Origin of the sequence: Labrenzia sp. PO1 (genome assembly GCF_012273635.1) — a bacterium.
Lineage (GTDB): Bacteria > Pseudomonadota > Alphaproteobacteria > Rhizobiales > Stappiaceae > Roseibium > Roseibium algicola.
Map to the genome: position 1 here is coordinate 1,230,406 of NZ_JAAXCR010000001.1, position 13,279 is coordinate 1,243,684.

Consider the following 13,279-nt stretch of genomic DNA (forward strand, 5'->3'; position numbering starts at 1 on the left):
CCGCCCTCATCCTGAGGAGGACCGCCAGGTCCGTCTCGAAGGATGGGCTTCATACTCCTGAGCAAGCGGCCCATCCTTCGAGACGGCGCTTGCGCGCCTCCTCAGGATGAGGTCGCTCGTTTTAACTTTCCAATCGGCAGGAACCCCGAGTTTGAATCAGCCAATCGACCTAGTCATCTTCGACTGCGACGGTGTTCTCATCGACAGCGAAGTCATCAGCGCGCGCATGCTGGTGGCAGAACTGGCGACGCGGAACGTCCACATCACCATGGACTACGTCGCTCACCATTTCCTGGGTCGAAGCTATCCGGTTGTCCTGCAGCAGATCCGCAAGGAATTCGGTGTCGACCTGCCGCCGGAATTCGAAACCGCCTACCGGGCAAGCCTTCTCAGCGCCTTTGAAGCGGAGCTCAGACCGATCGACGGCGTGCGGGAGGTGATCGAGAACCTTGGCGTGGACTATTGCCTTGCGACCAGTTCCAGCCCGCCGCGACTCGCCAGATCGCTGGAGATAACCGGGCTGACGGATCTCTTTGCCGGCCGGACCACCACGGCTTCCGAAGTCGCTCACGGCAAACCCGCGCCCGACCTGTTCCTCCTTGCGGCGGAAAAACATGGCGTCGCACCGGAGCGCTGCCTGGTGATCGAGGACAGCGAAAACGGCATCAAGGCAGGGCTTGCCGCCGGTATGGAAGTCTACCGATTCATTGGCGGTTCGCACCTTTCCGGCCTTCTGAATTCGGCCACTGCCACTGCAGGGGCCGCGCAACTGTTTGCATCTTTCGGCGAATTCTTTCAGCTTAGGCCGGATCTGAAGAACAACGGCAACTAAGATGAAACAGAAAATTCCTGCCGAGGCATCCCGTCTCGATGACGCCGCCCGCGCCGGCTGGTTATACTATGTTGCCGGCAACACCCAGGACGAGATCGCCCGCAAGCTCGGCGTGTCCCGCCAATCGGCACAGCGGCTGGTTTCGCTTGCAGTCAGTGAACGGCTGATCAAGGTGCGGCTCGACCACCCGATCGCCAACTGCATGGAACTGAGCACCCGCCTGACGGAACGCTTCGGACTGCAGAGCTGCGAAGTGGTTCCCAGCGACCCGGATGCCCCGTCCTCCACGGTCGGCATTGCCCAGGCGGCCGCCACCGAGATGGAACGTCATTTCCGCTCCCAGAAACCCAAGATCATCGCCTACGGCACGGGCCGCACCTTGCGCGCTTCGGTGGATCAACTGCCGATGATGGACTGTCCGCAGCACCGCATCGTCTCGCTTCTGGGCAACATGATGTCGGACGGCTCGGCCTCGGCCTACAACGTCATCATCCGGCTTGCCGACCGCATCAATGCCCGGCACTACCCGATGCCTCTGCCCGTCTTCGCCCGCTCCCGCGAGGAACTGCAACTGCTGCATAACCAGGAAGCGGTGCACAATATCCTCGATCTCATCCGGCAGGCGGACGTTACTTTCGTGGGTATCGGCAACATGGGACCGACTGCACCACTGACGGTCGACGGATTCGTCAGTCACGACGAAATGCGCGCACTGGAGAAAGCCGGTGCCATCGGCGAGATTACGAGCTGGGTCTACGACCGAAAAGGCGCGCTGGTCGAAGGACTTACCAATGACCTGGTAGCCAGTGCTCCCCTGCTGCCGGCCGGAGAGAAACCGGTTTACGGAATTGCGGCGGGCGACGGCAAGGTGCCGGCCATGCTGGGAGCGTTGAACGGTAAATTTGTCAATTGCCTGATCACCAACGAGACGACAGCTGAGCAATTGCTCAAGCTCTGAGCGATTTCCCAATATAAATAACTATATGAACTTTAAAGGCTTTTCGCAGTGCAGCGAGAAGCCTTTTTTATTTTAGGCGATTCACATCTTGACTCGGGGTGCGAATTGGAGCGAATATTTGCCCGCAAGAATGGCAAATGCCCAATCTCGCTTGGGAGGAAAATATGGCATTTCATACCCGTGCGCTCCTCAGCGCATGTGCAATGGCGGCTCTGTGCGCATCCGCATCTGCAGAAACAATCACCATCGCGACCGTGAACAACGGCGACATGATCCGCATGCAGGGTCTGACGAAGGACTTCACCGACAAGAACCCTGACATCGAAGTCAAATGGCTGACCATGGAGGAGAACGTTCTCCGCCAGCGCGTCACCACTGACGTCGCCACCAAGGGCGGTCAGTTCGACGTCATGACCATCGGCACCTATGAAGTTCCGATCTGGGGCAAGCAGGGCTGGCTCGTTTCCCTGAACGACCTGCCGGAAAGCTACGACGCGGACGACATCCTGCCGGCCATCCGTGGCGGCCTGACCGTTGACGGCGAGCTCTTTGCAGCACCGTTCTACGGCGAAAGCTCCATGGTCATGTACCGCAAGGACCTGATGGAAAAAGCCGGCCTGGAAATGCCGGAAGCCCCGACCTGGGACTTTATCGTCGAAGCCGCCAAGGCAATGACGGACAAGGAAAACGAAGTCTACGGCATCTGCCTGCGCGGCAAGGCCGGCTGGGGTGAAAACATGGCGTTCCTGACGGCCATGGCGAACTCTTACGGCGCCCGCTGGTTCGACATGGACTGGAAGCCGCAGTTCGACACACCGCAGTGGAAAGAAGCTCTTACCACCTATCTCGACGTGATGAACGAAGCAGGACCTCCGGGTGCTTCTTCCAACGGCTTCAACGAAAACCTGGCCCTGTTCCAGACCGGCAAGTGCGGCATGTGGATCGACGCTACCGTGGCGGCCTCCTTCGTGACCAACCCGAAGGACAGCCAGGTTGCTGACAAGGTCGGCTTTGCTCTGGCGCCGGACAAGGGCCTCGGCAAACGCGGTAACTGGCTCTGGGCATGGTCGCTGGCCATTCCGGCCGGCACCCAGAAGGAAGCTGCTGCGAAGAAGTTCATCGAGTGGGCGACTTCCAAGGAATACCTGGAGCTGGTTGCAGCCGAAGAAGGCTGGGCGAACGTTCCCCCGGGAACCCGTACGTCTCTCTATGAGAACCCGGAGTACCAGAAAGTTCCGTTCGCAAAGATGACGCTGGACAGCATCAACTCCGCTGATCCGCAGAATCCGACCGTCGATCCGGTTCCGTATGTCGGCGTGCAGTTCGTCGCCATTCCGGAATTCCAGGGCATGGCAACCGTTGTCGGCCAGGCATTCTCGGCAGCTCTTGCCGGCTCGATGGATGCGGACGCTGCACTGGCTGCTGCCCAGGCGACCGCTGAACGCGAAATGAAGAAGGCCGGTTACCTCAAGTAGAAGCCTTCGCGGACCGGCGGGTGCCTGCCCGTCCCGCCGGTCTCCTCCTTTCTGTTCCGCGTGAGCTCTGGCTCTGACCGAGCAAAGGTCGCATCATGGCTACCCAACATTCACGGGCGGCGGCCCGTTTGATGATCTCTCCGGCAGTTCTGCTGCTGCTGGGTTGGATGATCATCCCGCTCTCGATGACCCTCTATTTCTCTTTCCTGCGCTACAACCTGCTCATTCCGGGAATGGAAGAGTGGACTGGCTGGACCAACTACGAGTTCTTCCTCACCGATCCGGCTTTCTTTGCAGCGCTGAAGAACACCCTGCTGCTCGTTGGCGGCGTCCTTCTCATCACCATTGTCGGCGGCGTGCTGCTGGCCCTGTTGCTCGACCAGCCCTTCTGGGGCCAGGGGATCGTGCGCATTCTGGTGATTGCCCCGTTCTTCGTCATGCCGACCGTTTCCGCGCTGGTGTGGAAGAACATGTTCATGAACCCGGTCAACGGCCTGTTCGCATACTTTGCGAAGTTTCTGGGGCTGCAACCGTTCGACTTTCTTTCGCATGCACCGCTGTTTTCGATCATCCTGATCGTCGCCTGGCAGTGGTTGCCCTTTGCGACGCTCATTCTGCTTACCGCCCTGCAATCGCTTGACAGCGAACAGCTGGAAGCGGCCGAAATGGACGGCGCCAATTTCCTGAACCGCTTCGTGTTCATCATGGTGCCGCACCTGGCCCGTTCGATCACCGTCGTGATCCTGATCCAGACGATCTTCCTGCTGTCGGTCTTCGCGGAAATTCTCGTCACCACCAATGGCGGTCCGGGCTATGCCTCGACCAACCTCACCTACCTGATCTACGCCCAGTCGCTGCTGCAGTTCGACGTCGGCGGCGGATCGGCCGGCGGTGTGGTCGCCATTATCCTCGCCAACATCGTTGCGATCTTCCTGATGCGGATGATCGGCAAGAACCTGGAGGCCTGACCCATGGCGCGCGCAGTCTCCAACCGCCGCAAGGCTCTCGTCACCGTATGTGCGTGGGCCGTCGGCATCGCCATCTTCTTCCCGATCCTGTGGACCGTGCTGACCAGCTTCAAGACGGAAGCGGAAGCCATTGCGTCTCCTCCTAGCTTCCTGTTTTTCGACTGGACGCTGGAAAACTACAGCACGGTCCAGGAGCGTTCGGACTATTTCCGGCACTTCTCCAACTCGGTCATCATTTCCTTCGGCTCCACCCTTCTGGGTCTGCTGATCGCGATACCGGCGGCCTGGTCAATGGCCTTCGTGCCGGGCAAGCGCACCAAGGACGTCCTGATGTGGATGCTGTCCACCAAGATGCTTCCGCCGGTGGGCGTGCTGATCCCGATCTATCTCCTGTTCCGGGATACCGGCCTCCTCGACACGCGTGTCGGCCTCGTGATGGTGCTTACCCTCATCAACCTGCCGATCATCGTCTGGATGCTGTTCACCTACTTCCGCGAAATTCCGGGCGAGATCCTGGAAGCCGCGCGGATGGACGGTGCGGAGCTGTGGTCCGAGATCATCTACGTGCTGACACCCATGGCGGTGCCCGGCATTGCCTCGACCCTGCTGCTGAACATCATCCTGTCCTGGAACGAAGCGTTCTGGACCTTGAACCTGACGGCGGTCGACGCCGCCCCCCTCACCGCTTTCATTGCCAGCTATTCCAGCCCGGAAGGCCTGTTCTACGCAAAACTGAGCGCTGCCTCGACGATGGCGATCGCCCCGATCCTCATCATCGGCTGGTTCAGCCAGAAGCAGCTCGTACGCGGCCTGACCTTCGGCGCGGTTAAATAGGAGACCTGAACATGGGTCAGATAACCCTCAAGCAGATTACCAAGAGCTTCGGCGACGTTCAGGTTATCCCGCCGCTGGACCTGCAGATCGACGACGGCGAGTTCGTGGTGTTCGTCGGTCCGTCCGGCTGCGGCAAGTCCACACTCCTGCGTCTCATTGCAGGCCTGGAGGATGTCTCTTCCGGTGACATCACCATCGACGGCAAGAACGCCACCGAAGTGCCGCCCGCAAAACGTGGCCTTGCCATGGTGTTCCAGTCCTACGCGCTCTATCCGCACATGTCGGTGCGCAAGAACATCGCCTTCCCCCTGCGCATGGCAGGCATCGACAAGGCTGCGCAGGACGCCAAGGTGACCGCCGCTGCCAAGGTGCTGAACCTGACGGATTACCTGGACCGTCGCCCGGGTCAGCTTTCCGGCGGTCAGCGCCAGCGTGTTGCCATCGGCCGTGCCATCGTGCGCGAACCGGCCGCCTTCCTGTTCGACGAACCCCTGTCGAACCTGGATGCGGCGCTGCGTGTCAACATGCGGCTCGAGATCTCCGAACTGCACCAGTCCCTCAAGACGACCATGATCTACGTGACCCACGACCAGGTGGAAGCCATGACCATGGCCGACAAGATCGTGGTGCTGCAGGCAGGCAAGATCGAGCAGGTCGGCTCGCCGCTGGAGCTTTATCATACGCCGCGCAACAAGTTCGTAGCCGGTTTCATCGGCTCGCCGAAGATGAACTTCCTGATGGGGTCCTTCGCCACCGAATACGATGCCGCCACGATCGGCATCCGCCCGGAGCATCTGACCGTCTCGCAAAGCGACGGCAAATGGGTCGGAAAGGTCGGTGTCTCGGAACATCTCGGCTCCGACACCTTCCTTTATGTCGATATGGAGGGCGTCGACGAACCGATCACCGTGCGCTCGTCCGGTGAGATCGGGTTCCGTCATGGCGACACCGTTCACCTGACCCCGGCTCCTGACAAGATCCACCGCTTCGACAACCAGGGCCTGAGGATTGCATGAGCCGACTTGAAGGAAAATCCGCGCTGATCACGGGTTCGGCCCGGGGCATCGGCAAGGCCTTTGCCGCGCGGTTTGCAGAGGAAGGCGCCCGGGTGGCGATTGCCGATATCAACCTGGCCGGCGCAGAAGCGGCGGCCAGTGAAATCGGCCCGAATGCCTATGCCGTTCAGTTGGACGTCACCGATCAGTCGTCGATCGATGCTGCCATCGCCGCCGTGGAACAGAAGACCGGCGGGCTCGACATCCTGGTCAACAACGCGGCTCTGTTCGATCTGGCACCGATTGTCGAGATCACCCGCGACAGCTACCAGCGCCTGTTCGACATCAACGTTTCCGGAACCCTGTTCATGATGCAGGCCGCGGCAAAATCGATGATCAGGCGTGGTCAGGGCGGCAAGATCATAAACATGGCCAGCCAGGCAGGCCGGCGCGGTGAAGCGCTGGTGGGCATCTATTGCGCCACCAAGGCAGCGGTCATCAGCCTGACCCAGTCGGCAGGTCTCAACCTGATCGAACACGGCATCAACGTGAATGCCATCGCCCCCGGCGTCGTCGACGGCGAGCACTGGGACCATGTGGATTCGATGTTCGCGAAATACGAAGGCCTGCAGCCCGGTGAAAAGAAGGCAGCGGTCGGAGCCGCGGTGCCTTTCGGCCGCATGGGCACCGCCGAAGATCTCACCGGCATGGCTGTTTTCCTGGCGTCGAAAGACGCGGATTACATCGTATCGCAGACTTACAACGTCGATGGCGGCAACTGGATGAGCTGACCAATGACCCAGAACCTAAGTGAAACTGTGCTCTCTTCTCTTCCTGAAACCGTCAAGGCACCGGCGTATCGCCGGTCGGACCTGACCCCCGGCATCCTTCACATCGGCGTCGGCAACTTCCATCGCGCGCATCAGGCCATCTACCTGAGCAAGCTGTTCGATCTCGGCGAAGGCCGTGACTGGGCCATCGTCGGCGCGGGCCTCAAGCCCTACGACAAGACCATGCGTGAACGCCTCCAAGCCCAGGACTGGCTGACGACCGTGGTCGAGCTCGACCCGGAAGGCCTCAGCGCGCAGGTCTGTGGCGCCATGATCGACTTCGTCGACGTGGATCCCAAGGCGCTGATCGCTCGCCTTGGCGAACCAGATATCCGCATTGTCTCGCTGACGATCACCGAAGGCGGCTATTTCGTCGACCCGAACACCGGTGGCTTCGACGTCAATCATCCGGAAATCCAGGCGGATCTCGCCTCTCCGGATGCGCCACAGACCGTGTTCGGCGTGCTCGTTGCCGCCCTGCTGGCCCGCCGCGACAAAGGCCTTGAACCCTTTACCGTGATGTCTTGCGACAACCTGCCCGAAAACGGCCATATGGCCAAACAGGCCGTTGCCGGTTTCGCCAAGGCCTTGTCGCCGGAAGCCGGAAGCTGGATTGCCGACAACGTCGCCTTTCCAAACGGCATGGTGGACTGCATCACCCCCGCGACCGGCGACCGCGAACGCGGCCTGGTTCAGGAACGCTTCGGCCTGACCGATGCCGCCCCTGTCGTCTGCGAACCCTTCCGCCAATGGGTGCTGGAGGATCATTTCCCGGCCGGTCGCCCGGCGCTGGAAAAGGTCGGCGTCGAATTCGTCGAGGACGTCGCTCCATACGAGCTGATGAAATTGCGCATTCTCAACGGCGGTCATGCGACCATCGCCTATCCGGGTGCGCTGCTGGGACATTACTTCGTCCATGACGCCATGGCCGATCCACTGATCTGCGCTTTCCTGAAAAAGCTGGAAGAAGACGAGATCCTGCCGACCGTTCCGGAAATTCCGGGGGTCAGCTTCGAGACCTATCTCACCACCGTGATGGACCGGTTCTCCAATCCGGCAGTGGGAGACACGATCCCCCGTCTCTGCCTTGACGGCTCCAACCGCCAGCCGAAGTTTATCCTGCCTTCTATCCAGGACCGCCTCGACAAGGGGTTGCCGGTGGCTGGCCTTGCCCTCGAAACGGCTCTTTGGTGCCGTTACTGCCTCGGTCACAACGAGGCTGGAGAACCGCATGTCATCGAGGACAACAACGCCGACATCCTGAAGGCCTGGGCACAAGGCGTTTACGCCGACAAGCCTGCGCGCATCGAAATGCCGGAGCTATTCGGTGGGCTCGCTTCCGACGAAACCTTCCTGAAGGCCTTCAGCTACGCCGCAGGCATGATCGCTGAAGATGGGGTGGCCGCAACGCTGAAAGCCTACCTCGACGGCCGCTTCGACAAAGGCGCGGCCACCCTCAAGGCGAACGCCCACTAGGAAACGAGGGATCACACTCGCGCCACCGTGTGCGCAATGTGATCCCATTTGCCTTTCAATTTGCCCTGTCCCGCTTACCTTGATGTCACTGACAGACGAGGATTTGACCTTCGCCTGCACGACGGAAAGCGGTAAGGCGGGATTACGGGCATGAGACAATTGAACAGACGGGACCTTCTGGCCGGCAGTGCGGCAATGGCATTGCTGCCGGGAACGGTGTTTGCGGCAGGCAACGACTTCTTCCGACTTGGTCTGGCCGAACCGGCCTTCGAAATCGAACCGAAACTCGACCTTCCCGATCTTGATGGCACCGTCCACACGCTTGCCGACTATTCCGGAAAGATCCTGCTTGTATCGTTCTGGGCGACATGGTGCCCGCCCTGTCGAAAGGAAATGCCGGGTCTGGCGCGTCTCAACCGGGAACTCGGCCCCGAAGGCTTTGCAGTGCTCGCCGTCAACGTAGGTGACCGGCAGGACCGGATCGAAGGTTTTCTGGACGAGATCGACCATGATGGTCTCACCGTCCTGATGGACACGGACAAGGCCATGCCGAGTACCTGGTTCCTGCGCGGTTTGCCGGTGACCTACGTCCTCGATGGCACCGGCAAGGTTGCCCTCGCCGCCATTGGCGACCGGGTGTGGGATTCAGAGGAAATGATCTCCGCGCTGCGCAGTTTGAAGACCACCTGACCACGTCGAACATCAGCAGCAAGTAAGACCCTCAGCCGTTGTCCATCGGCACGATGACAGGCCGTCCTCCACCCGGACGTGTCAGGATTTCCAGCGGAAAGTCATAGGCTTTCGACAACAACTCCGCCTGCATGACCTCGTCCCGCGTACCGAAGGCAAGACGGCGGCCACCCTGCATGACCAGCACCCGGTCGGCAAAGGCAGCGGTCAGGTTGAGGTCGTGCATCACGGCGACGACGCCGCCACCACGCTTGGCGTAATCAGCTGCAAGCTGCATGATCTGGACCTGGTGCTTGATGTCGAGACTGGAGACCGGTTCGTCCAGGAACAACCAATGCGGCAGGCCTTCTTGCGGAAGCGGGTCCCAGACCTGACACAACACCCGTGCGAGCTGCACCCGTTGCTGCTCGCCGCCGGACAGCTCCTGATAACTTCGCCCTTCGAACCCCGACAGGCCAACTTTCGCAAGGGCTTCGGCGATGCGCCGGGCACGGAAGCTCCGCTCCCGGCGGCTGGAGGTCAGGCCGAGACCGACCACTTCAGCCACGTTCAGCGGAAAGGAAATCTGACTTGCCTGCGGCAGCACCCCGCGCATGGCGGCAAGCACTTCCGGTGACAGGCCACCAACCTCCAGCCCTGCCAGCGTTATCCCGCCGGAATAAGGCAGTTCACCGGTCATTGCCTTCATCAAGGTCGTCTTGCCGGAACCGCTTGGCCCGATGATCGCCAGCACTTCCCCAGCCTTTGCGTGAAAGGAAAGGTCCTGCACGATCCGGGTCTTGCCTGCCGAAACAGACACCTGCTCGACAACAAGATCGGGTGCCAGCGCCGTGCCATTTTCAATTGTCCTGTGCAACATGACCACACCCTAAAGACCTGTGAGGCCGCGCTTGCGCAGCAGGATCCAGAGGAAGAAGGGCGCACCGGCAAAGGCGGTGATGATACCGATGGGCATTTCCGCCGGTGCCACGATGGTGCGCGCCAGCGTATCGGCGGCTATCAGCAGGCAGGCGCCAAGAAGCGCTGCGGCCGGCAGCATGTAGCGATGGTCGGGACCGATTGTGAGACGAAGCAAATGCGGCACGACGATGCCGACAAAACCGATGCCGCCGCTGACAGCCACGGAGGCGCCGGTTGCCGCCGCCACCAGCAGGATGCTGAGGTTCTTGAGCCGCTGCACCTTGATGCCGATGTGCGAGGCGGCGGCTTCGCCAAGCGTCAGACCGTTGAGACCGCGTGCCAGGAACGGTACGCAGACCAGCATGGTGAGAATGATTGGCGCGGCAGAAGCAACCTTCTGCCAGTTGGATCCCGCGAGCGACCCAAGTCCCCAGAACTGCAGGTCGCGCAGTTCCTGGTCATCGGCCACATAGACCAATAGCCCTGTCATCGCACCGGTGAGCGCACCGAGCGCAATGCCCGCCAGCAGCAATGTCGCAACTGACGTGATGCCTCCGCGCGTGCCGATCCTGTAAAGAAGCAGCGTCGTGACGAGGCCGCCGGCAAAGGCTGCCAGTGGGACCGCATAGATACCCAGAAGCGCCATCACTGGCGCCAGTACGGTATTTCCGAGAACGATGAACGCGGCTGCGCCAAGTCCCGCCCCGGCGGAAACGCCGACAATGCCCGGATCTGCAAGCGGGTTTCGGAACAGCCCCTGCATCACGGCACCGGACACCGCCAGGGCCGCTCCGATGAGCGCTCCCAGCGTCACCCGGGGCAGGCGGATATCCATGAGCACGATCCAGTCCCTTGCCGAAACGCCCTGCGGCACGCCCTCTCCCGCTCCTGAGAAATAGGACGGCACATGCGGCAGGAGCTCCAGAACCGGGATCGAGATCGGGCCGATGGCAAGGCTTCCCAGAACGACGAGACATGCCAGCACAACGAGCAGCACAATGACGGCCCGCGCGAGCGGAGCCCTGTCTCCGCGCTGCAGGTCGGCAAACCCAAGGAGAGAGGAAATCCGTCCCCTTCTGGCGGGCAAGGCCGTATCGCTCATCAGTGCCATCAGCTTGCCGTATCCGCCAGACGGGTCGACAATTCACGGACGGCTTCTGCGGTGCGCGGACCGAACCCCAGCAGGAGCTGCCCGTTCATGCGGACAAGTCGCTTGTTCTTCCCTGCCGGCGTTTGCGCCACGGCCGGATGATCGAACACCGCATCACCGCTCGTTGCGTCTTCGCCGTCGCCGTGGCGATCCATCATCAGCACGACGTCCGGTGCCGCACTGACGATCGCCTCGTCGCTGAGGATCTTGTAGCCGGAAAAGCCGGACGTCGCGTTTTCTGCACCGGCAAGCGCAAGTATGCCGTTGGCGGCCGTATCCGATCCGGCGGCGAGGATACGCCCGCCTTTTGTCGACAGGACGAAGAGGACACGAACGCCAGACGTCCGGCTTTCAGCGGCACGTTGCGCCTCTGCCAGATCCTGTTCAAGCTTGCCCGCAAGAGCATCGGCTTTCGCCTCGACGCCGAGCACGTCACCAACGACACGCACCTTCTTGATGATGCCTTCGGCGGTATATGCCTCCGGCACATCCGCCATCGCCACACCGGACTTGCGCAACACGTCGACCGTTTCCTGCGGCCCGCTGCCTTCCAGCATCAGGATCAGCTCCGGGTTGACGGAGAGCACACCTTCCGGGGACAGCGCGCGCATGTACCCGACATCCGGAAGGCTTGCCGCTTCCACCGGGAAAATGCTGGTGCTGTCACGGGCAATCAGCCTCTTGTCTTCGCCCAGGGCGTAGACGATCTCCGTCACCGAACCGCCGATGGCAACAACATTGCTGCTGTCCGGACTGCCCGTGCCTTCCGCAAACAGTGGTTGGCCGGGCAGGACCAGGGCTGCAACGGTCAGCGCGACAGCCGCCGAGACGCCGGAAAAACGCGAAAGAGACCCGATCATTCCGCTGCCCCCAGCTTTACCGCCCGATCCAGTTTCGGCAGATTTTCGGCAAGGCCGCGCCAATCGGACCGTTCCTGGTTGCCCTCACCACGCACACCGAAGAACTGGATGATCTGCTGTCCGTCGCTGTCATAAGCTTCCACCGACGTGACATGGCCGACATCCGCCGGTTTGCGCACGGCCCAGACCTCGTGGATGTGGTCGGTCCGCAGATGCAGATGGAAGGTCGGGTCCATCACGTTGATCCATGGACCCCGGTCCATCACCGTTGCCACCGCCCCGGAGTGGATCTGAATGCAACCGCGATTGCCGACAAAACACATGATCGGGATGTTTTCCGACGCTGCAAGGCGCAACAAGGCCGGCACCGCCCCACGATCGAGCGGCCAGGCCCAGGCATCGCCCGCCAGTTCAAAGGCGCTGACCCGGTCGAGGTCCAGATCCTTCAAAAGTCCGTGGAACTGATGCGGATCGGTCATCGCCTGCCAGCGGTCGCGCAGCACCGCTTCAGCTCCTTCGGATGCCTGTTTTCGGCTGAACGGTTTTGCTTCGCTTACTTGCGGCAACACATCCGGCGTCTGGTCGTCCAGCACGAGCTTTTCAACCAGAGTGTTCCACGCATCCAGGTCCGTTTCCGCACGGGTGTGGATCTTCATCACCGCATCACCATGGGCATCGAAGAACTGCAGTGACCGGCGGATATCGTTGCCGTCAGCCTTTTCGACCGCAAAGCCATGCACCCAATTGGCCGGAAACATGCGCGTGTCGATCTGCTCGCCCAGCATCAGGGCCGCCCGCTTGCCGTTCACGAATTTCTCGAACGGTCCGATCTTCTCGTGCACTGCGCTCTCGTTGCGCGTCAGTGCCATGACCGTGCCGACGGTCTGCAACCCGGGAAACAGATCCTCGAAACGCGGCGCGATGCGGCGCACGCCATGCCCTACGAAGCTGGCGACCAGCTCCGCTTCCGTAATGCCGAGTATCTGCGCCAGATCCCGCTCCCGCATCTTCGGATTGTCCGCGCGTGCCGCCCGGATGTCGGCTGCGCTCTGCCTGGTTTCAGAGGAGATCTGATCGGCATTCATGTGTTCTGTCCCCAATCGCTATGGTCTTCCTGCAGCCCGCGCTCAGTTTCCCGCCTCATCATCCCGTAACGTAAATTACTGAGATTATTAGGAATTTTTGAATCATTCCAAAGAGACGCTTTTCCTCGGCGACCGCAATCTAATACTTGACTCCTATATTCATATTTCATTAGGAACACAATACCTGAGTCACTGACTCATGTTTAAAACGCTGTGTGAGAGGCAG

The 13,279-nt window shown here is 60.9% G+C and carries 13 protein-coding genes; 9 read left to right on the forward strand and 4 right to left on the reverse strand.

The annotated features are described in order from the left end of the window. The first annotated feature begins 151 nt into the window (after positions 1-151). The 9 genes from HCG46_RS05760 (at position 152) to HCG46_RS05800 (ending at position 9,058) form a co-directional block, all read left to right on the forward strand. The gene (locus HCG46_RS05760) at positions 152-832 is read left to right on the forward strand and encodes an HAD family hydrolase (protein WP_208993473.1); all 681 of its coding nucleotides are present in this window, start codon (positions 152-154) and stop codon (positions 830-832) included. Between the two features lies 1 nt (position 833). Then, entirely contained in the window at positions 834-1,790 is a 957-nt protein-coding gene (locus HCG46_RS05765; RefSeq protein WP_023003162.1) for a sugar-binding transcriptional regulator, read from the forward strand. Between the two features lie 203 nt (positions 1,791-1,993). Then, the gene (locus tag HCG46_RS05770) at positions 1,994-3,265 is read left to right on the forward strand and encodes a sugar ABC transporter substrate-binding protein (protein ID WP_023003161.1); all 1,272 of its coding nucleotides are present in this window, start codon (positions 1,994-1,996) and stop codon (positions 3,263-3,265) included. 95 nt (positions 3,266-3,360) lie between these two features. Then, positions 3,361-4,233, forward strand: coding sequence for a sugar ABC transporter permease (locus HCG46_RS05775; protein WP_031270353.1), 873 nt, complete (start codon positions 3,361-3,363; stop codon positions 4,231-4,233). Positions 4,234-4,236: 3 nt separating this feature from the next. Further along, positions 4,237-5,067, forward strand: coding sequence for a carbohydrate ABC transporter permease (locus tag HCG46_RS05780; protein WP_023003159.1), 831 nt, complete (start codon positions 4,237-4,239; stop codon positions 5,065-5,067). 11 nt (positions 5,068-5,078) lie between these two features. After that, positions 5,079-6,083 (forward strand): ABC transporter ATP-binding protein, encoded by a 1,005-nt coding sequence (locus HCG46_RS05785; RefSeq protein WP_023003158.1) that lies wholly within the window; start codon positions 5,079-5,081, stop codon positions 6,081-6,083. Then, a complete protein-coding gene (locus HCG46_RS05790; RefSeq protein ID WP_062487354.1) occupies positions 6,080-6,853 on the forward strand; it encodes an L-iditol 2-dehydrogenase in 774 nt (257 codons plus the stop codon). Before HCG46_RS05785 ends, HCG46_RS05790 begins: the two co-directional genes overlap by 4 nt. A 3-nt stretch (positions 6,854-6,856) precedes the next feature. Then, complete coding sequence (locus HCG46_RS05795; RefSeq protein WP_168685090.1) at positions 6,857-8,368, forward strand: mannitol dehydrogenase family protein; 1,512 nt, start codon at positions 6,857-6,859, stop codon at positions 8,366-8,368. Positions 8,369-8,518: 150 nt separating this feature from the next. Further along, positions 8,519-9,058, forward strand: coding sequence for a TlpA disulfide reductase family protein (locus HCG46_RS05800; RefSeq protein WP_031270351.1), 540 nt, complete (start codon positions 8,519-8,521; stop codon positions 9,056-9,058). A gap of 31 nt (positions 9,059-9,089) precedes the next feature. Here HCG46_RS05800 and HCG46_RS05805 read toward each other — a convergent pair whose 3' ends face one another. The 4 genes from HCG46_RS05805 to HCG46_RS05820 are packed head-to-tail and all read right to left on the reverse strand — an operon-like array spanning position 9,090 to position 13,053. Next, entirely contained in the window at positions 9,090-9,917 is an 828-nt protein-coding gene (locus HCG46_RS05805; RefSeq protein WP_168685092.1) for a heme ABC transporter ATP-binding protein, read from the reverse strand. A gap of 9 nt (positions 9,918-9,926) precedes the next feature. Further along, positions 9,927-11,060 (reverse strand): iron ABC transporter permease, encoded by a 1,134-nt coding sequence (locus HCG46_RS05810; RefSeq protein WP_168685609.1) that lies wholly within the window; start codon positions 11,058-11,060, stop codon positions 9,927-9,929. Positions 11,061-11,068: 8 nt separating this feature from the next. Further along, positions 11,069-11,968 carry an ABC transporter substrate-binding protein gene (locus tag HCG46_RS05815; RefSeq protein ID WP_168685094.1) on the reverse strand — a complete coding sequence of 300 codons (900 nt, stop codon included), beginning with the start codon at positions 11,966-11,968 and terminating at the stop codon, positions 11,069-11,071. Next, positions 11,965-13,053 carry a ChuX/HutX family heme-like substrate-binding protein gene (locus HCG46_RS05820; protein WP_168685096.1) on the reverse strand — a complete coding sequence of 363 codons (1,089 nt, stop codon included), beginning with the start codon at positions 13,051-13,053 and terminating at the stop codon, positions 11,965-11,967. The genes HCG46_RS05815 and HCG46_RS05820 overlap by 4 nt, the downstream gene beginning before the upstream one ends. Positions 13,054-13,279: the final 226 nt, after the last annotated feature.

Coding starts and splice junctions, on each gene's coding strand:
- HCG46_RS05765 (WP_023003162.1), top strand. CDS start 834: ATGAAACAGAAAATTCCTGCCGAGGCATCCCGTCTCGATGACGCCGCC.
- HCG46_RS05770 (WP_023003161.1), top strand. CDS start 1,994: ATGGCGGCTCTGTGCGCATCCGCATCTGCAGAAACAATCACCATCGCG.
- HCG46_RS05775 (WP_031270353.1), top strand. CDS start 3,361: ATGGCTACCCAACATTCACGGGCGGCGGCCCGTTTGATGATCTCTCCG.
- HCG46_RS05780 (WP_023003159.1), top strand. CDS start 4,237: ATGGCGCGCGCAGTCTCCAACCGCCGCAAGGCTCTCGTCACCGTATGT.
- HCG46_RS05785 (WP_023003158.1), top strand. CDS start 5,079: ATGGGTCAGATAACCCTCAAGCAGATTACCAAGAGCTTCGGCGACGTT.
- HCG46_RS05790 (WP_062487354.1), top strand. CDS start 6,080: ATGAGCCGACTTGAAGGAAAATCCGCGCTGATCACGGGTTCGGCCCGG.
- HCG46_RS05795 (WP_168685090.1), top strand. CDS start 6,857: ATGACCCAGAACCTAAGTGAAACTGTGCTCTCTTCTCTTCCTGAAACC.
- HCG46_RS05800 (WP_031270351.1), top strand. CDS start 8,519: ATGAGACAATTGAACAGACGGGACCTTCTGGCCGGCAGTGCGGCAATG.
- HCG46_RS05805 (WP_168685092.1), bottom strand. CDS start 9,917: ATGTTGCACAGGACAATTGAAAATGGCACGGCGCTGGCACCCGATCTT.
- HCG46_RS05810 (WP_168685609.1), bottom strand. CDS start 11,060: ATGAGCGATACGGCCTTGCCCGCCAGAAGGGGACGGATTTCCTCTCTC.
- HCG46_RS05815 (WP_168685094.1), bottom strand. CDS start 11,968: ATGATCGGGTCTCTTTCGCGTTTTTCCGGCGTCTCGGCGGCTGTCGCG.
- HCG46_RS05820 (WP_168685096.1), bottom strand. CDS start 13,053: ATGAATGCCGATCAGATCTCCTCTGAAACCAGGCAGAGCGCAGCCGAC.